General features: G+C 54.4%; 15 protein-coding genes and 1 tRNA gene. 12 read left to right on the top strand and 4 right to left on the bottom strand.

Annotation, left to right across the window (positions count from 1 at the left end; all coding sequences use genetic code 11):
• Positions 1-68: 68 nt before the first annotated feature.
• Together tnpB and tnpA are read right to left on the bottom strand one after the other, a co-directional pair.
• On the bottom strand, positions 69-422 hold the full coding sequence (gene tnpB, locus FHT76_RS17270; RefSeq protein ID WP_113451388.1) for an IS66 family insertion sequence element accessory protein TnpB: 354 nt from the start codon (positions 420-422) through the stop codon (positions 69-71).
• Positions 403-822, bottom strand: coding sequence for an IS66-like element accessory protein TnpA (gene tnpA / locus FHT76_RS17265; RefSeq protein ID WP_113451387.1), 420 nt, complete (start codon positions 820-822; stop codon positions 403-405). Before tnpA ends, tnpB begins: the two co-directional genes overlap by 20 nt.
• 98 nt (positions 823-920) lie before the next feature.
• Here tnpA and FHT76_RS17260 point away from each other — a divergent pair, with 98 nt between their 5' ends.
• Positions 921-1,259: a hypothetical protein gene (locus FHT76_RS17260; RefSeq protein WP_259185734.1), complete on the top strand. Its 339-nt coding sequence runs from the start codon at positions 921-923 to the stop codon at positions 1,257-1,259.
• A 219-nt stretch (positions 1,260-1,478) separates the two neighbouring features.
• Here the strand turns inward: FHT76_RS17260 and FHT76_RS17255 are convergent, their stop codons facing one another.
• Positions 1,479-2,732, bottom strand: a complete 1,254-nt coding sequence (locus FHT76_RS17255) for a site-specific integrase (protein ID WP_259185733.1) — start codon at positions 2,730-2,732, stop codon at positions 1,479-1,481.
• A gap of 1 nt (position 2,733) precedes the next feature.
• Entirely contained in the window at positions 2,734-2,991 is a 258-nt protein-coding gene (locus FHT76_RS17250; RefSeq protein ID WP_259185732.1) for an Arc family DNA-binding protein, read from the bottom strand.
• Between the two features lie 112 nt (positions 2,992-3,103).
• Here FHT76_RS17250 and FHT76_RS17245 point away from each other — a divergent pair, with 112 nt between their 5' ends.
• From FHT76_RS17245 to gmd, 11 genes are all read left to right on the top strand, one after another.
• Entirely contained in the window at positions 3,104-3,301 is a 198-nt protein-coding gene (locus FHT76_RS17245; protein ID WP_259185730.1) for a DNA-binding protein, read from the top strand.
• A 1,580-nt stretch (positions 3,302-4,881) separates the two neighbouring features.
• Positions 4,882-5,622, top strand: a complete 741-nt coding sequence (locus FHT76_RS17240; protein ID WP_259185729.1) for a hypothetical protein — start codon at positions 4,882-4,884, stop codon at positions 5,620-5,622.
• Positions 5,623-9,191: 3,569 nt separating this feature from the next.
• A tRNA-Val gene (locus tag FHT76_RS17235) sits at positions 9,192-9,267 on the top strand.
• Positions 9,268-9,772: 505 nt separating this feature from the next.
• A complete protein-coding gene (gene rfbC / locus FHT76_RS17230; protein ID WP_259185739.1) occupies positions 9,773-10,327 on the top strand; it encodes a dTDP-4-dehydrorhamnose 3,5-epimerase in 555 nt (184 codons plus the stop codon).
• Between the two features lie 33 nt (positions 10,328-10,360).
• Entirely contained in the window at positions 10,361-11,416 is a 1,056-nt protein-coding gene (gene rfbB / locus FHT76_RS17225) for a dTDP-glucose 4,6-dehydratase (protein WP_259185728.1), read from the top strand.
• Between the two features lie 3 nt (positions 11,417-11,419).
• Entirely contained in the window at positions 11,420-12,295 is an 876-nt protein-coding gene (rfbD, locus tag FHT76_RS17220) for a dTDP-4-dehydrorhamnose reductase (protein ID WP_259185727.1), read from the top strand.
• Between the two features lie 38 nt (positions 12,296-12,333).
• Complete coding sequence (gene rfbA, locus FHT76_RS17215; protein WP_259185726.1) at positions 12,334-13,218, top strand: glucose-1-phosphate thymidylyltransferase RfbA; 885 nt, start codon at positions 12,334-12,336, stop codon at positions 13,216-13,218.
• A gap of 266 nt (positions 13,219-13,484) precedes the next feature.
• A complete protein-coding gene (locus FHT76_RS17210; protein WP_259185725.1) occupies positions 13,485-14,903 on the top strand; it encodes a phosphomannomutase in 1,419 nt (472 codons plus the stop codon).
• A gap of 63 nt (positions 14,904-14,966) precedes the next feature.
• Entirely contained in the window at positions 14,967-16,394 is a 1,428-nt protein-coding gene (locus FHT76_RS17205; protein WP_259185724.1) for a mannose-1-phosphate guanylyltransferase/mannose-6-phosphate isomerase, read from the top strand.
• 404 nt (positions 16,395-16,798) lie between these two features.
• The gene (locus tag FHT76_RS17200; protein ID WP_259185723.1) at positions 16,799-17,074 is read left to right on the top strand and encodes a hypothetical protein; all 276 of its coding nucleotides are present in this window, start codon (positions 16,799-16,801) and stop codon (positions 17,072-17,074) included.
• Between the two features lie 449 nt (positions 17,075-17,523).
• Positions 17,524-18,615, top strand: a complete 1,092-nt coding sequence (gmd, locus tag FHT76_RS17195; protein ID WP_259185722.1) for a GDP-mannose 4,6-dehydratase — start codon at positions 17,524-17,526, stop codon at positions 18,613-18,615.
• Positions 18,616-18,617 lie beyond the last annotated feature (2 nt).

Genomic DNA, 18,617 nt, shown 5'->3' with positions numbered 1-18,617 from the left:
GCCGGTTCGAGTCATCAGATTCTTGAATCTGAACCGCCCCTTTGCGTCAACAGCTCAATTCGCCATCCTCAGCCGGCGATCTGATATTGCCGCACCGGATGGCGGATCATCGCATCGATATCGATGCCATCGAGAATCCAATGCAGCTGCTCTGTCGTCAGCGTCACCACCGCAGTCTCTCGGCGGGGCCATCGGAACCTGTCTTCCGTCAATTTCTTCAGGACCATCACAAAACCGGACCGATCAAAGAACAGGAGCTTCACCCGGTCGCGACGGCGATTACAAAAGGCAAAAACCGCAGGAGCAAAGGGATCCAGCGCCATCGTCTCCTGGACCAGGACCGCGAGGCTGTTGATGCCGGCCCGAAAGTCGATCGGCTCACGATGCAGGTAAACCTGGAGATCAGCGCCAAGTCTGAACATGACCCAGCGCTCCTATTATTGCTGCCAACCCATCGACATCACTGCATTCCACCGTCACGCTCACCCCGTTCGGCAGTGAAGCGCTCAGCTTGGCCGCACAAGACAGCCTCTTGATGCTTTTATCCAAGCTGCTGCGCTGCACTGGCAGGCTCCGATCGGGACCGACCTGAACCGGAACGAACGCCGGACCCGCAGGCACAGGATGACCAAGCCGCTTGGCCCTCTGTATCCATTTCCGCAGGAGATTGACATTAACGCCGTGTTCAAGCGCAAGCCGCGATACCGAGACACCCGGTTCAAGACAGGCTGCAACAAGACGATCTACCGAAGCTGGGTCATATCGACGTCGTCCGTCACTACCCACAAGCCGCACCCGCAGTCTTTGCTCATCTTCTTCCATGATTTGGTGTCCACCTATTTTGGTGGACACTTCATGCCTGAGAGCACTTCGCTTCAGAAGGTGCGCAGAAATTCGCGCTTACGCAAGATCCCAAACTCATGTGGCGGCTGCTCGATGCGCTATCCGGCGATACGCAGATCTCCGGCGCCATGCGGGGAACGCGCTTGCCAGCCTGGTTTCGAGCGGCGGGCCTTGAGCGCGTCTCTGCCATCACGACACTCGCAGAGCGACGTCAGCCGCTAAAGCCCGTGGAGCACGAGTATATCCGCAACAACCTCGAATTCTTATCCAGGCTCGCTCGAACCTGTGACCTGCCGGAAGCGGATCATGACCAATGGAAGGCGATTGGCGAAGAGCCGGACCGCCTGATTTCCGACCCCGACTTCTGCTACCGCGAAATGTGGGTCCTCAGCCTGGGTATCGTGCCGAAGCGCTGAGCCGAACATCAAAGTAGGTTGTTCGACACCCGAAGGGTCAATCAGCCCGCTCGGAAAGAACGGGATCTAATTCTGAGCGTTTCGTTCGGAAACATTTGGAAGCAAGTTTTGGAGTGGTGCCCAGAGCCGGAATCGAACCAGCGACACGCGGATTTTCAATCCGACCAGAAGCACTGGCCTACAAGGATTTTAGAGCTCCACGTCGCATTTGTGTCGCGTTCAGTCGCCAAGAAGGGAACGTTCGGCAGCGGCTAATTCGTCTGCGTCATCACCACGCGGGAAGAGATGACCATACACGTCCATCGTCATTACGATAGTCGAATGACCAAGCCTCTCCTGCACGACCTTCGGGGGTAAGCCCAGGCCGCCATCCGCTGGGCGATTAATACACCAGGACGCGTAGAAATGCCGCAGTGCATGCATGCCTGTATAGCGCGCCCGAAAAAGCGGCTTTCCCTGATCATCCATCTCCCCCGTCGCGTCGACGACACCGGCCGCAATTTGCACCGGGATGAGACCTCGGTTGATGATGTTCGCAAGCGACTCGATCTTTCCACTTCCGTTGGGAAAGACAAGGTGAGCGTCATCTGGCTTCTCGCGCTGGCGGTTGCCGTTGGTGTCCATCTCATTGCTGTAGGGGCGAGGATATGACAGCTTCCATTCGCGCAGTGTATTGATGACTATCGGCGGCGCGGGAATGGTGCGCTCTCCGGCTTCCGACTTTGGCTTTCCAATTTCGTTGTAACGATCTGCACGTCGATGAACCCGGAGTTCACGCCTATCTAAGTTGACGTCGCTCCAACGCAAACCTCGCAGTTCTGAGGCGCGCATGCCGGTAAAGATCGCTGTCAATAGGAGTGGACGCCAATGGCCCTCGAGCGCGCCTATGACGGCCTTCATCTCGGCCGGCGACGGGATATCAACCCCCACCTTAAGCTTTCCTTTGTGGCGACGCTCCTGGCGCCGCTCAGTCCCTTTGGTCCGGGCGCGGCTCTTCTCCCTGACGGCATTCCGGACGACGAGTCCTCGTTCCTGGGCATCAGCTAGAAGCGATCCGAGGCTAACCAGCACCTTGCGTACCATAGTAGGCGATCGGTTCGTCTCGCGCAGTCGATCCTCGAAGGCGCGGACGGCCGGGACGGTCATTTTTGAAAGCAGAATCTCGCCAATCAGCGGTGCAATATGCAGGTCGAGATGCTGTCGGTATTGATCAACAGTAGAGCGCTCGAGCCCGCGCGATATGCTGGAGGCAAGCCAGAATTTGCCGGCAGCATTCACCGTCACACTATCGCTGTCTGCAACATGCACGCCCTCCCTAACCTCAACCGAGGCTGTGGCGGCGAAAGCATCTGCCTGTTTCTTCAGCTTGAAGGTCTTCTGCCGCCGGACGCCCTTGGCATCGACATAGTCCACGACCCATGCAGTCTTCTGCTCGCCCTTGCTTGTCGCCCATGCCCGCTTGCGAACAGACATTTCAGTCCTCCTTGGGAGTCAGTAGTTGGACCAGTCGGCCGAGGTGTTCCAGTACTTCCGCGTTCACCTCGCTCCCCCGCTCACGAACGTCTAGGCGCCTCGGATCCGCCTTGTCGGATCGAAACGAACTTTCAAGCCTCAAAACGATCTCAGCGTTCATTGAACGGCCGGCCGCTTCTGCACTCTCTTTAATTCGATCGCGCATGCCGTCCGGCAACCTTAGCGGAAATTGATCCGACCCACGCCCCGCCCTCGCCATTCCGTCTCGTCCCTTATTATCGCGACATCACCGTAATTTCTCACCGCTTGACATACAAGTACATCACGGTAATTTATATCACCGTGATGCACATATTTCTTGGAGCCATAAAATGGAATTGCAAACAGACAGCGCAGATCTCGACGCTCCCATCTGGGGAATCGAAAACTTCGCAAAAATCATCAACAGAACCCAGAGAGCGACCTATCACCTCGTCGCCAATGGAAAGCTACCGGCGAACAAAATCGGCGATCGGTACGTCAGCACTCGACGAAAGCTACTTACGGCCATCCTTGGCGAAGCAGCATAAAACAAAATTGTGGAGGGCCACTCCTACGCGGTTAGCGCAGCAGGTCTGCGTCCATCGGCAGGCGCGGTCATGCGTAAATTAATTTCGAATCCAACGAATATATTGGAGATAATACACTTCTATTATTAACGATAATAATCTTCTTCTTAAGCGAAGACGTCACTGTTCAACAGTTGCAAATCTATCCTCAATGTTGCTTTCATCTCCAGCCCACCGCGCTTGAATCGACATAGACTCTCATCATCATTCAGCTCATGCGGGGAACCGAGCCAGCGGAGGAATAGACCACGGTGCAGAGCCTTTACCTACTGCCCGAGGCGGCTATCGCCTTGGGGATTACCACCGATGATGTTGTGAATCCGGTGCGATATGTTCGGGAATTGATCCGCAGACATGACATTCCCTTCATACGCCACGGCCGCACTGTCAAATTGAACCAGGAGCAGCTCGATCTGCTAGCCGACAGAATGATCGAACGTCCCTTGACCTCAACCAACCTGCCAGCCGGTATCGGCACGTTAGGGAGGGGATCATTCAGTGACTTTATGGACGAGGTTATTCGAAATAATTCCGACCCAAGCCGGCGAAAACAAAAGGTTAGCGATAAGAAGGTACCCGCTCTCAAACGGAGGGCGCGATCCCCGAGCACAACGGTACCGGCCCAGAACCCGCTATCCCGTGCTGCGCAGCGACGGAAAGGTCGGCGGTCCAAAAGGTTGGCGAAGTCCGAACCATAAAGTCAATGAAGACGCCAGTCCCGGCAGCTATGAATGCGCTTTCTGCGAGGAGATCTGGAGATGCATGGCAAAGTCGAGCGAATAGTTGCCTGTGAAACGCACTCTCCGTTCGAGAGCGCTATCCCGGATCTCTTAAGCAATGCATTCTGTCGCTAGGTCGCCCGGTTCGACATCAGCTCACCCTGACGCTGACTTCATTAGTTGACGTGAGCGGTGCTCGCACATTCCGTCAACCGACTGAATCCTCATTACGGTCGAATGCGCCTGCCACCTTTTCTTGAAAACCGTTTCCCGGTTTTTAGAGCCATTATCTCATGCTCTCCTGGGCGCATTTCCGAGATAATACTGTTGGATTTTCGACGGGATCTACATCCTCCCAACGAGCATTTATGCAGATAACATTATCTCCATTTTCCAACCGATATTATCTTATCCAGACGAACTTCATTATTGAAAATATCACATTCATTCTCCGAGATAATACTGTCGACAGTCAACCACGACCTCCCATCGTGTCCCTGCAAAGAGCATTTTTAAAATAATGCTATCTTCATTATTCCAATAATATTATCTCGATCTCAGCGGCGATTATTGGCGCATTACATTCGCTTCAGAGGCTCTGTTGAGCATTCGCGACCGGCCCTTTTGGTATCCGCACATCTCGCAGAGCGTGGCCATCGCCGTTGGTGGTCACCGTGTTGTCTCGCGCGAACGAGTAACAATGTCGGGTGATTCCAACATTCTTTGGCGGCATGCGGATTTGTTGTCATCGTCGTTTTGCAGCTCGCGAGCTGTTCTATTACTCTGAATACCGTCAATTCAAATTGGGACATCGAGTGGGTGATGGAAGACGATCGCGCGCGGACTGTGAAACATATACTGGACGACTACATGCAAAGCCCATCCCTCCGTCATCTTCGTGATCCGAACTCCTTGTTGAAGGTGGCGGAGGCTATCGTCAAACGTTTAGATCGGGAGAACGGCATCTGGCAAAAATGGGAGGGTGAGAGAGAAGCGCTCCTCAGGTCAGCTGTCGGATGCTGGATTCCTGTTGAGGATTTGCGAGGATACCTTAATCGAATGCCAGGCCCCTCCCTGACGATGACGGATGTTGCGCAGCGGCTCAGGGCCTTTGAAGAAGAACCATTTACCCTCTCCCCCGATGATGACTTGAAGGATGGATGTCTTGCGGTGTTCGCTAAGGAGAAAGCGGAAGGAACTGAACTGCCGGCAATCATCGGACTGCTTTCAGAGCACGTCGAGCAGGAGCGCGAGCGACTCCAACTTGAGCGCCAGGTGCGGCGGAAATCGTTGAGGATGCAAGAAAGGATAGCTGCGGAGCAGAGGCTGCTCTCTGGAGCCGACTGCAAATGGACCCAGCTTGGGAAAACTCCGAATTGGTATTGCCGCAGTAACGGGCGAACATACCGCCTCACGCCAACTGCTGACAAGCGATGGGACCTTTATCAGGTGGAAAGCCCGTCCGCAGACGAAAAGGGTCATTTCATTGGAAGGTACGGCGCGCGTGGAGACGCGACCAAGGTGGTGGCTCAAGTTGCTTATCAGGCAAATACGCGGTTTTAGGCTTCCGGCACGGCCGTGGCCGGCTAATGGGTGTCGAGACGACCACTCGCCGTAATCCCTTGAGCTGGATGGCCATTATCTAGAAAATCCGAGATATTAATCGAAAACGGATTTTTACAATAATCGCTTGTATTTTTGCTCAAGTGCATAGCCGTGAGGATGCGGGTTCTCGCTAGCGCCCGACCAACTGACATTGTTATCTCGATAATCACCTGAGATAACCGAAACCGGATTTGGGTCTTGATAGCTGCGCGATCCATAGCCTAGGGCCGCAGTGAGGGAGACGTCGGCTCGGAGAAATCTGGATAGCGATTATCTAGAAAATCCCAGATATAAACGAAACCGGATTTTTTACGATAATCGCTCGGATTTTGTTCGGGTGCATGGCCGTGCCACTCTTCCGAGGTTATGGACGCATGTTCCGCGTAACGTCCGACCACGTGAAGTTGTTATCTCGATGATTATTGGAGATAATCAAAAAATGGATTTTTGAGATAATCGCTGCACGATCCACTCCACAAAACACATGCCGACGGATCCAGCCCCAACGCAATCCCGCCACTTGTAGGAAAAGCCCATTATCTAGAAAATCCGAGATATTAATCGAGAAGGGGTTATCGCGATAATTGCCCGAACCATTGTTGGGGTGCATCGCCGAATAACACATCCGAGGCCATCGGGCGCAGGTTCCACTAACGTCCTACCCACTGACATCATTATCTCGATAATTGCCGGAGATAATGAGAAATGGATTTTCGTGTTAATAGCTGCGCGATCCATTAGCCAGGCTACAGGGACGGGACACCGGTTCGCACGATCGCTCGGACTAATGTGACATCGGCCGATAACGCCCGAGGCCATTTGATGGCGGTCTCACTTACGTTCGACCAGTCAACACTATTATCTCAATAATTGCAGCAGAAAATCGAAAGCGGATTTTCGTAATAATAGCTCCGCGATCCATTGATAAAAACCCTTCTAACGGAAGGTCGGCGGAGAATAGCTGGCTAGCCGTCGGCACTTTGATCATCGACGGCATGAGATAGCGCTTCGAGCATCGGCGCATGACCTGCTGAACCAGCTGGGATAGCGAGCCGGGAGCATGGTGAGGGAACAGCCTAGTTGTGTGCCGCGTCGATTACCTTGAAAATCAGAGAGGATAATCGAATGGCGATTATCTTGATAATAACCGGAACGCACCCAACCATGGAGCCTCGTATAGCTCTGTCCCTGAAGCTAAGGGCCCACGTGTTGAGACGCATTCCCGCCGCCAGGGGCCTCCCTGCTGGATCTGCCCTATGCCCCATTGGTGCACAGCATGCAGCGTCAGGTAGGTGCGTGGCGACCATAGAGGCGCAGAAGCGCCCAGTTGAACACGGACCAGGGATAGGGAAACCATGGCGGCGCATTTTTAGTCTCGTAGAATAACGGCTATGACTTTGGACCATCTCCCGCGGGATGGTGATGATGGCGTCCTGTCGAGGCGAACTTCGCGAATATTCTCAGGATCGAGGCACGACTCTTTTTTGTGTGGTGGGGGCTTGCCGGACCCCCCATTCGTGATGTAGGGATATTCATCCCTAACGCCGAGAGGCCTACACTTTCTTTCTCTCTTATCTATAAGAGAGAATGAGAGAGAGGGAGATGTTGTATAATCCAGAGAAGATTATACCATAAAGAGTTTGAGAAACCTCCTAAAAGATAATATTATTAAGATAATCGATACAACGATTATTTGAAAATCATCATAGAAAATATCCGATATAATATTATATCCATCCAAGAATCATTATCTTCATAATCTCCATTATATTTAGTTTGTTGGTTTACTTCGTTAACAGCGTTATTTTTTGTTTTTATTATGATTGATAATCGCTTCTTTATGTATGGTTCCAGCATGCTCGCCAATACTCACCTCCCGCATTCCCTTCGCTCGCTGCGCTCGCTCGGGATGCTTCGGCTCGTCTGGTTCGCATTCATTATCTAGATAATGGTAATAGTTAATATTACTTCCGATTAAATCGATGATTTTCAGTTTAATATTATATAGAAAATATCATTAACTGCACAATTTTGGGCATAGGTATTTTCCATACCATGGCTCACCAGCATTCACCCTTCCGCACTACCCTTCGCTCGCTGCGCTCGCTCGGGATGCTTCGGCTCATCTGGTTCGCATTGAAGGATCATTATCTCGATAATGGTAGTAATAATTAATATTAGCTCATACTAAAATGATGATTTTCAGATAATATTTTATAGATTAAATATATTTGGGTATGAGCATTTTCATACCATGGCTCACCAGTACTCGCCTCTCGCATTACCCTTCGCTCGCTGCGCTCGCTCGGGATGCTTCGGCTCGTCTGGTTCGCATTTCCCGTCTTGGTTCCATCTTCCTGGTTCGGCGAAAGAAAGAATCAAAATAATATTATTAAGATAATCATTATGATGATTATACAGCGAGATTTTTAGGAATATGGGCGCCTAATTAGATATGGTTGCATTTGCACTGGTTCCATCAGCTTGCGTTGCTTGTCTTTCACCACTGAACACGTCGGATCGATGAGCGTTGATTAACGGATCGGGTTCAGCGATTTTTCATAGCTAAGTCTGGGTCCAGTATGGAGGAGCCACACCGCCCCGCATCTGAAACACCCCCCCGGTATCATCCATTCCGCCGATCACACATGCCCCCACCTCTTTTCACTGGTTCACTGAACGGGCGCTTCGGCGCCTGCTGGGATTACTATGCGGGAGAGACCTAATTGGACTGACCTCCCTTGGATCGCCCATTACCAGCACCCGTTAGTTCTCCCTCCTGGTTCGCTTCGGACATCATAGGATTCGCTACCGGAGACAGAGAGGGAACTGATGCGAAAGACATCAGCGGAGATGGATCGGCAACCAAGGCCTATGAGACATTCGACAAGACCTAAACGCCATCGATAGTCTTCTTGAGCCTGAGAGAACCTAAAGCATTACAATAGTCCCCGACACCTTGTGGACGGTGCAAGATCCGGGTTGCTTCGTTTTCAGATAGACCAGCAGCAACTCAGCCATTCAAACCATAACCCACGAATTCCAGGGGAATCTTGAAGTTTCCACTCTCGAAGTCAGAGAAAGTTGAACTCGTTCCGCTTCTGGTTCCAACTTTCTAAACACCAGCCGCATTCTCACGAGTGGGGGGCGAAGAGACAGCCTAAAGCCTATTTATTTCGTTACTAGGGCCAGGACTCATCGATCGAAACCAGCAGATCCCTACGGCTGCGACACAGATTGAAGTGCAAAGGGTGTGAGCACGTTGGTCGTAGCAGATCCTAAGGCGCCGCCAGTCCTTGAGCGCGGCCAATGGATTTTCGACCTTGTGGCGCTGACGGTATCGGACCTTGTCGTAGGCGAAGGGCATGCTGCGGCGTGTATGACGGGATGCACGGCTCGGCCTTTGGTCCGTTTTGCCTTTCGTCAAATAAAAACAAAAAAACTTCGCAAACACTCTTGCGGTTTGCCTCCGATCCGCATAGATCACGGCCACCGATGCGGCGGACCCAACCGGACCGACCTCGCAAGGGCGATTAGCTCAGTTGGTAGAGCGCCTCGTTTACACCGAGGATGTCGGGAGTTCGAGTCTCTCATCGCCCACCATTCATCCCTTTGAAATCATAAAAGCACTATCTTTACAGGGCTATTCATACATTTTGACGTTAAAAACGACGTTCCAAAATGGGCTTTGGAATGGGAGGGAAGACGCCTTGCCTCCTCAAGCGCGCAAGTCACTTTTTCGCACACCTTGTAGTTCCGAAGGAGTTGCGGGGCATGTCGGCACGACAGACCTAGGACTGCCTTAAGAGCGGATCTGCGACAGGCCTTCGAAAATCTTCCGATCGGGTTGCCGCCCTATAGCGGAACATGAAGCCACTGCGGAAGCCCGCTATCTACAAGCACAGCGAGCGCTCTTTTGGCGAAACGCGAATTTGGCTCGCCAAGGTTTGTTCGTTATTCTCTGTACCGTACGTCGTTCGAGGCTTCTCTAGGGCGTCCCTGTCAGGGTCCGGCATACTACCAATTTTGATGACGTGACTGTTCACCAGCGATCAGAGTAGCATTTGCTACGACAGGGATGTCAAACCTGAAGACGGACAGGCGCGTAATGAATATTGAGATTCTGCCTCTGGCAGGTTTGACCAAGATCACTCCAACAAGACTGGGTGATCATCGCGGATATTTTTCAGAAGTGTTTAAGGACGGCTGGTTCCGCGAAAACGTCGCCGACGTTGCGTTTGTGCAGGAGAACGAATCTCTTTCTGCGGCCGCTGGTACGGTACGTGGCCTGCATTTCCAACTCGACCCGTTCGCTCAAGGGAAGCTGGTGCGATGCATTGCTGGCACGATTTTCGACGTAGCCGTCGACATCCGCGTCAATTCGCCAACCTATGGCCAGTGGTATGGTTGCGAACTTTCGATGCAGAACGGCGAACAACTGTGGATTCCGACAGGCTTCGCACACGGTTTTGCGACACTGGTTCCGGACTGCGTGATTTCCTACAAAGTGACGGCCCCTTATAGCGCCGTCAGCGACCGCGGTGTCTCTTGGAACGATCCGGAGATCGGTATCGAATGGCCTGTGCCGCTCGACAATGTGGTCTTGTCGGACAAGGATAGGATACAGCCTAAACTGGCGGATCTACCCCCTTTCAAATATTGACCGTCAAAAAAGGACGACGAACGGAGATAACTGATGCGTATTCTCGTAACCGGCGGAGCGGGCTTTATCGGTTCGGCACTCGTCAGGCATCTCGTGAAAAACGTCGGCGCGGACGTGCTCAATGTCGACAAGCTTACCTATGCCGGCAATCTTGCTTCACTCAAGGAGATCGAAGGTGCTTCAAACTATCGTTTTCTGAGGGCCGACATTTGCGATCTTGCAAAAATGTCGGAGGCGACGAAGAGCTTCCAGCCTGACCGGGTCATGCATCTGGCCGCCGAAAGCCATGTCGATCGCTCGATCAGTGGTGCGGGCGACTTCGTGCAGACCAATGTGATGGGCACGTTCAGCCTGCTGGAAGCAGCACGGCATTATTGGAACGAGCTGCCCGCTGATCGCAAGGAGACATTCCGCTTTCTGCATGTATCGACCGACGAAGTGTACGGATCGCTCGGCGACCAGGGGCTGTTCGAGGAGGCCACGGCTTACGATCCGTCGTCGCCCTACTCTGCTTCGAAGGCGGCGAGCGATCATCTGGCGATTGCGTGGCACCGCACTTACGGTCTCCCTGTCGTGGTGTCGAACTGCTCGAACAACTACGGGCCTTACCACTTTCCGGAAAAGCTGATCCCGCTGATTATTCTTAACGCCATGGACGGAAAGCCGCTGCCGGTCTATGGCCAGGGCGTCAACATTCGCGACTGGCTCTACGTCGAAGATCACGCCCGCGCCCTCGACCTGATTGCGTCGCGCGGTCGCCTCGGTGAGAAGTACAATGTCGGGGGCCGTAACGAGCGGCGCAATATCGACGTCGTGCATCGCATCTGCGCTCTGATGGACGAATTGCGCCCGAGGGCAAAGCCGCATTCCGACCTTATCACCTTCGTCACGGACCGGCCGGGCCACGACGCGCGCTATGCCATCGATGCCACCAAGCTGGAGACGGAGCTGGGTTGGGAGGCGCAAGAAAACTTCGACAGTGGCATCGCGCGGACGGTGCGCTGGTATCTGGAGAATGAATGGTGGTGGCAGCCGCTGCGGCAGAGGGTCTATTCCGGTGAACGCCTGGGCGTTCTGAAAAAGGGCTGAGCCATGCGCATTGCGGTGACAGGAAAACAGGGCCAGGTTGTCTCGGCTCTTTTAGAACGCGGTCCGGCGGCCGGTGTAGATATCGTCGCCGTTGGCCGTCCGGAGCTCGATCTCGTCGATCGGAACGCGATTCGTACCGTCCTTTCACAAATCAGGCCGGATGCTATCGTTTCCGCCGCTGCGTATACGGCGGTCGACAAGGCTGAAAGCGAAGAAGCCCTGGCCTTCGCCATCAATGCAGAAGGAGCGACGGCGATAGCGGAATCGGCAAGCGAACTCGGCGTTCCGGTCGTGCACCTATCGACAGACTATGTGTTTCCCGGCGACAAGCAGGGTGTTTATCTCGAGACGGACGCTGCCGGGCCGATATCGGCCTATGGTCGCTCGAAACTGGCGGGTGAGTTTGGCGTCGCCGCTGCAAATTCGGACCACGTCATTTTGCGCACCTCCTGGGTCTACTCACCCTTTGGCGCCAACTTCCTAAAGACCATGCTGCGGCTGGCCGAGACCCGCGATAGGTTGAACGTGGTCGCCGACCAGCACGGCACGCCAACCAGCGCGCTTGATATCGCCGATGCTGTGATAACCATCGTCAAGCGCCTTTCTGTCGATCCGGACCCGAAACTGCGCGGCGTCTTTCACCTGACCGGAAGCGGCGAGGCGACATGGGCGGATTTCGCCGAGGCAATCTTCGCTGCCATGCTGACGAAGAGTGGCAAGGCCGTGTCAGTTGGCCGGATCACGACGGCTGAGTATCCGACACCTGCAAGGCGCCCGGCCAACTCCCTGCTTTCGAACGAGAAATTGAAACAGTCCTACGGAATCGTCCTGCCCGATTGGAGGGTGTCCGCAAAGGTCGTCCTGGACCGTTTGATCTAGGGAGGCGCCTTCGGGCTTCACGAATGGAAGGAACAAGCATGAAAGGTATCATTCTCGCTGGCGGCTCCGGCTCTCGCCTTTATCCTATCACCAAGGCTGTCTCCAAACAGCTCATGCCGGTCTACGACAAGCCGATGATCTACTATCCGCTAACCACACTGATGATGGCGGGGATCAAGGAGATTTTGATCATCACCACGCCGTACGACAACGACGCCTTCAAGCGGTTGCTCGGCGACGGCAGCCAGTGGGGTATCTCCATCGAATACGCGGTGCAGCCGAGCCCGGACGGGCTCGCGCAGGCCTTCATCATCGGTGCCGGTTTCGTCGGGGAAAACCCGTCGGCGCTGATTCTCGGCGACAATATCTATTACGGGCACGGCCTGCCGCAGATTCTGCGCTCCGGTGCTTCCACGGTCGCGGGCGCGTGCGTTTTCGCTTATCACGTCACTGATCCGGAGCGTTACGGCGTTGTCGAGTTTGACGATAGCATGAAGGCGCTTTCGATCGAGGAAAAGCCGGCAAAGCCAAAGAGTAATTGGGCTGTTACCGGCCTTTATTTCTACGACAAGCAGGTTATCGACATTGCCGCAAACCTGAAACCGTCGCAGCGCGGGGAATTGGAGATTACCGACGTCAACCGCGCATATCTTGAGCGTGGCCAGCTAACAGTTGAACTAATGGGCCGCGGTTACGCCTGGCTCGATACCGGCACGCCGGACAGCCTGCTGGACGCTGCCGATTTCGTTGGAACCCTGGAAAGACGTCAGGGCTTCAAGATCGCCTGCCCGGAAGAGGTGGCGTACCGCATGGGATATATTGATGAGAATCACCTACAGAAGCTCGCTGATGAGCTCGGCAAGAGCGCTTATGGCCAGTACTTGGCAAAGCTCGCAAAGACCAAATATACCTTCGAACTCTGAAGCGCGTCGGGCGATCGAAGGAGCGAGACGAGGAGCCGACGGTCCTGGTTTCCATCACCGGCGGCTCCTTGGCCTTCGCGACATCGCTACTCTCTGCACCGACGTTTGCAGAGAATCGATTATGTCGACTGACGAAAGACCGCGAGACAAAGCCTGATTTGCTATCGCCTGTTTGAAAACTATCGATATCCGACGCTAATCTCTTGACACTCGCGCATGACGGCTTACCGACACAGTCCATAAGCCAGTGGACGTTAGGGAACTTCATGAAATTCGGCACCAGCGGTCTTCGCGGCCTTGTCACTGATCTTCAGGGCCACGCATCGGCTCTCTACTCAACGGCATTTGCAAGACATCTGCTGCATACCGGATTGGCAAAGGCGGGAGACCGCATCTTTGTCGCTGGCGATTATCGTCCCTCAAGCCCGGACATTGTCGCCACCTGCATCGGGGCCCTCGCCCGCGCCGGCCTGCAGCCTGTCGACTGCGGCGCAATCCCCACGCCGGCGTTGGCATACTATGCGATGTCGAAAGAATGCGCGTCGCTGATGGTCACAGGCTCGCATATCCCGGCAGATCGGAACGGTATCAAATTCTATCGCCCGGATGGCGAGATCGACAAGACCGACGAACTCGCAATCACCCGCATCGCTGCCGATATCGGAGACACGATTACAGATTTAACGCCTGGAGAGGCGCCGAACGAAAAGCACCACGCCGTTGCTCTTTTCTTGTCGCGCAACAGCGCGCTTCTGCCGGCTGGCGCCCTTTCCGGCCTGAAAATCGGCGTCTACCAGCATAGCACGGTTGCCCGCGACAGCCTGCACGACGTGATCGCCGGCTATGGCGCGGAAGTCGTGGCACTCGGACGATCCGACCATTTCATTCCGGTCGATACAGAAGCCGTATCGGCGCAGACGATTGAATTCTTGCGTGGTTGGGCGGCGGAGCATGCACTCGATGCCATCGTTTCCGCCGATGGCGATGGAGACCGACCGCTGGTCGCAGATGAAGGGGGAACGCCCCTTCGTGGTGACCTGCTCGGGCTCATCGTCGCGCGTTTCCTTCGAGCGAAGGTCGTAGTCACACCGGTGACCTCCAATTCCGGCATCGAGGCCGCTGGTAGCTATCGCGTTACTCGAACCAAAGTCGGATCTCCCTTTGTTATCGAAGGCATGAACAAGGCAGTCGCGGCGGGCGATATGGCGGTAATGGGCTTCGAGGCAAATGGTGGTGTGCTCACTCAGTCGGCTTTCGCCCTATCCAATGGAACGCTGGGCTCCCTTCCAACACGCGACAGCTTTCTGCCGATTCTTGCAACATTGTTTCTCGTCAAACAGCAGGGCAAACCGCTTTCAGCCATCACTGCCGATTTTCGCCTACCTGTGGCAGCTGCTGACCGGCTCGAGGACTTTGCTGTGGAGACAAGTACGGCGCTAATGGCACACCTGCGTGCCACTCCTGAAAACCTTGCAGCTTTCCTCAAGCCGCTGGGAGTTGTTAGCTCGATCAGCGATATCGATGGCCTGCGCGTTACGCTCGCCGACTGCTCCATCGTTCACCTTCGCCCTTCCGGCAACGCGCCGGAAATGCGCTGCTATGTCGAGGCCAAAGATGAGACGGCTGCTTCGTCGCTGCTAGACAAAAGCCTTTCCCTTGTTCGCGACTGGGCGAAAGCTCAGTGACCCGATTGCCTGTAAACGGTTGAGCCCCTACAAACACGGTCCGTCCGTACCCGGAGATTTTTTATGACTCAGAAGATCATTCCCGTCATCATGGCCGGTGGTAAGGGCACCCGCCTCTGGCCATTGTCGCGATCGAGCGCGCCAAAACAGTTCATCAAAGTCGTTGATGAAAAGACCTTGTTCCAGGAAACACTTGAGCGTGTGAGGGACGATACGGTCTACGAGGCGCCTGTCGTCATCACCAATCAGGATTTTCGATTCACGGTAGCCGAACAGGCCCGCGAGGTCGGTGTCGATCTGTCGGCCATCATCCTCGAACCGGTGGCTCGCAATACGGCTGCCGCCATCGCTGCCGCTGCTTTCTATTTGAAGCAGATGTTCGGCGAGGATGCCATCCTTCACCTTCTGGCTTCCGATCATGAAATCGATGCCAATGAGCATTGGTACGAGGCGATCGCATCAGCGCGCCAGACCGCCGCGGCGGGCAAGATCGTCACATTCGGCATCAAGCCGACCGAGCCCGCCACCGGATATGGTTATATCGAACGGGGCGAACCGCTTTCGACAGGCGCGCATAAGGTCAAGCGCTTCGTTGAGAAGCCACAATTTGCCGCCGCAGAAGAGATGCTGGCCGCTGGCAACTTTTTCTGGAACTCCGGCATTTTCATGTGCCGGGCCGACTTGCTCTTGAACGAGCTATCAACCTATGCACCGACGGTGCACGTAGCAGCGGAGGCTGCGGTTGCCCAAGCCGCAATCGATCTCGATTTCGTTCGTCTTGATGAAGCAAGTTTTCAGGCAAGCCCCGATATTTCAATCGACTATGCGGTGATGGAGAAAACAACCAATGCCGCGGTAATCACCTCAGCCTTTGCATGGTCGGATCTTGGTAGTTGGGATGCCGTCTGGAAACTCGGCGAAAAGGACGAGAAAGGCAACGTCGTCATCGGCCATGCCACCGTCATGAATACCGAAAATTCGTTGGTCCTCTCGCGGGCCTCCCATCTCGCCGTTCAAGGATTGAAGGACGTAGCCGTAATCGCCAGCGAGGACGCGGTCTATGTTGGTCGACTCGACCAAGCTCAAGAAGTCGGTAAGCTTGTGAAATATCTCGCTAATGCAAACGCGACGTCGAGCCTGACGGAAACCCACCCGACGTCCTATCGCCCTTGGGGTGGATATACCTCGCTATTCAACGGCGATCGTTTCCAGGTGAAGCGCCTGTTCGTCTTGCCGGGCAAGAAACTGTCACTGCAGAAGCATTTCCACCGTTCTGAACACTGGGTCTGCGTGAAAGGCACTGCAGAGGTGACGGTCGGCGATAAAGTGACTTTCGTGCGCGAAAACGAGTCCGTCTATATCCCCCAGGGCGAGCTGCACCGCCTCTATAATCCCGGCCGGATCATGCTGGAGATGATCGAGGTGCAGACCGGCTCCTATCTCGGCGAGGACGATATCATCCGTGTTTCCGACGAGTTCGGGCGGGAATAGGCGCGGTGCGCCGCCATTGCACTGGCCAATGGCGGCGCAGGCCGGTGCATAAAAGCTTGGTAGGCGAAATCTAAGCCTCTCCATCTGCTTTGAATTGCGGGACCATAGACAGGCACTGGAGTAGAATGCGCGATAGTTCGGTGGTCGCCGCCCCGCCACTGGGCTCGTCTGCATAGATTCCTAAAAAGCGAAGACTCTCAATTCGATTTGGTTTTGCGCCCGTTCACTTGCTAGCGCTAAAGGTCAGTCGCGGCTCTTCCGATGCGAGGCGCACCCCGCCCTGCCCTGCTCTCAAACCCAACTCAATCATTCGGAGCGCTTCCACACACGCTTTCCGAAACCACGACGCATCCAATTAACCTCGTTGGCCGAGCGTCGTTTGCCAGGCAACTCGGGCAAACTATGTGGATTGGTTGTGGTCGTTTACTTCGACTCGCTTTATCGATATCGAGGATGCACCGACAAACAGGGTGGTGGCCACCAATATGCAAGCACTCGCGCGATTTATGCTCGCGGTTAAGCGGGATGCCGAAATGCGGTTGATCGCCACGGGTATCATGATCGGCTTGATCGGCTTCGTCCTTGTTCTTTTGGTGTGTCTGTGCCTGATGTTTGCGTGCGCGGTCCAAGATAAGATCGTCACGCGCGATCCGGCCGAAGATCCAAAGTCCACGTCCTGACCACAAGAAACTTCCCGCATTCGACACAATAGACAGAACCGATTCGATCTCTGCGCGCAAATTGCGCGAGCTACTCCCATCATGGCGGCTCGTCATCGAACCCCCGCATGATGTGAAGAGTAAGCGGTACCTAGACCCGGTCTGCCGATTGGTTGACTCAAACGCTCGAGGCATATCGCGGCAGGGCGGACAACGACCAATATCGACGCATTGATGCCTTAGGCCCTTAAGAAGGGACAGCGGCCCCACTATGGCTTATGTTTGAACAAGCCTTTATCCACCGCGTTCACAACACCAATAAGGTTCCCAGCCCTGCCGTCGGCCAATTCAGATTCGACTTTACCGGTATCAGCCGCTATAGAGCACCCGAATTGCGGCTGGCGATGGCTGTCCTGCTTTCTTAGCAAAGGGAGCGTCGAATCCAAATCGCCCCCTACTGCGGAGAAGAAATGACAAAGAAGGTCGCCCTCATCACCGGCATTACCGGGCAGGATGGAGCTTATCTTGCGGAGTTCCTGCTTAACAAAGGATACTCGGTTCACGGCATTCGGCGCCGAACGTCCTTGTTTAATACAGATCGAATCGACCACCTTTACCACGACCCACATGATGTCGGGGTCGATCTGACGCTGCATCATGGCGACTTGACGGATTCATCGAGCCTCACGCGGATCATTCAGCTCGTTCAGCCAGACGAGATTTACAATCTTGCTGCGCAGAGCCACGTTGCTGTTTCCTTTGAAGAGCCTGAATACACGGCCAATTCGGACGCCATTGGCGCCCTGAGAATCCTCGAAGCGATCAGGATTCTCGGTTTGGAAAAGAAGACTCGCTTCTACCAGGCGTCTACATCAGAGCTTTACGGCTTGGTGCAGGAAGTTCCTCAGAAAGAGACAACCCCCTTCTATCCGAGATCGCCTTACGCGGTTGCGAAGCTCTATGCGTATTGGATTACGGTGAACTACCGGGAAGCTTACGGAATTTATGCCTGCAACGGGATTCTCTTTAACCATGAGTCTCCTAATCGCGGCGAAACGTTCGTGACGCGCAAAATTACGCGCGCTCTCGCCCGCATTAAACTCGGATCCCAGAAGACGCTATTCCTTGGAAATCTCGATGCGCTCCGCGATTGGGGACATGCAAGGGACTATGTCGAGATGCAGTGGCTCATGCTTCAACAGCAGACAGCCGAGGATTATGTCATTGCCACCGGCGAACAGCATTCAGTGCGGGAGTTCGTAGAACTCGCCGGCCAGGAAGTCGGTCTTTCTATCCGCTGGGAGGGTGAAGGAGTCGAGGAGAAAGGCTACGACGCAGAGACAGGCGCCTGCATCGTTGCTGTCGATCCCCGCTATTTCAGGCCTGCAGAGGTGGAGACTTTGCTGGGCGATCCGTCCAAGGCAAAAGAGAAGCTCGGATGGTCTCCCAAGACAAGCTTTATCGAGCTTGTTAAGGAAATGGCTGCCGAGGACCTGAAGAGCGCGCAGCGCGAAAAGTTCCTGGCCGAGAGTGGCTACGAATCGTTTCTTCGCAAAGAGTAGTT

The sequence above is a fragment of the Rhizobium sp. BK176 genome, from assembly GCF_024808055.1.
The sequence above is the reverse complement of the archived record's forward strand: the minus strand, read 5'-3'. Positions and strand labels throughout refer to the sequence as shown.

Coding starts and splice junctions, on each gene's coding strand:
- tnpB (WP_113451388.1), bottom strand. CDS start 422: ATGTTCAGACTTGGCGCTGATCTCCAGGTTTACCTGCATCGTGAGCCG.
- tnpA (WP_113451387.1), bottom strand. CDS start 822: ATGGAAGAAGATGAGCAAAGACTGCGGGTGCGGCTTGTGGGTAGTGAC.
- FHT76_RS17260 (WP_259185734.1), top strand. CDS start 921: ATGTGGCGGCTGCTCGATGCGCTATCCGGCGATACGCAGATCTCCGGC.
- FHT76_RS17255 (WP_259185733.1), bottom strand. CDS start 2,732: ATGTCTGTTCGCAAGCGGGCATGGGCGACAAGCAAGGGCGAGCAGAAG.
- FHT76_RS17250 (WP_259185732.1), bottom strand. CDS start 2,991: ATGGCGAGGGCGGGGCGTGGGTCGGATCAATTTCCGCTAAGGTTGCCG.
- FHT76_RS17245 (WP_259185730.1), top strand. CDS start 3,104: ATGGAATTGCAAACAGACAGCGCAGATCTCGACGCTCCCATCTGGGGA.
- FHT76_RS17240 (WP_259185729.1), top strand. CDS start 4,882: ATGGAAGACGATCGCGCGCGGACTGTGAAACATATACTGGACGACTAC.
- rfbC (WP_259185739.1), top strand. CDS start 9,773: ATGAATATTGAGATTCTGCCTCTGGCAGGTTTGACCAAGATCACTCCA.
- rfbB (WP_259185728.1), top strand. CDS start 10,361: ATGCGTATTCTCGTAACCGGCGGAGCGGGCTTTATCGGTTCGGCACTC.
- rfbD (WP_259185727.1), top strand. CDS start 11,420: ATGCGCATTGCGGTGACAGGAAAACAGGGCCAGGTTGTCTCGGCTCTT.
- rfbA (WP_259185726.1), top strand. CDS start 12,334: ATGAAAGGTATCATTCTCGCTGGCGGCTCCGGCTCTCGCCTTTATCCT.
- FHT76_RS17210 (WP_259185725.1), top strand. CDS start 13,485: ATGAAATTCGGCACCAGCGGTCTTCGCGGCCTTGTCACTGATCTTCAG.
- FHT76_RS17205 (WP_259185724.1), top strand. CDS start 14,967: ATGACTCAGAAGATCATTCCCGTCATCATGGCCGGTGGTAAGGGCACC.
- gmd (WP_259185722.1), top strand. CDS start 17,524: ATGACAAAGAAGGTCGCCCTCATCACCGGCATTACCGGGCAGGATGGA.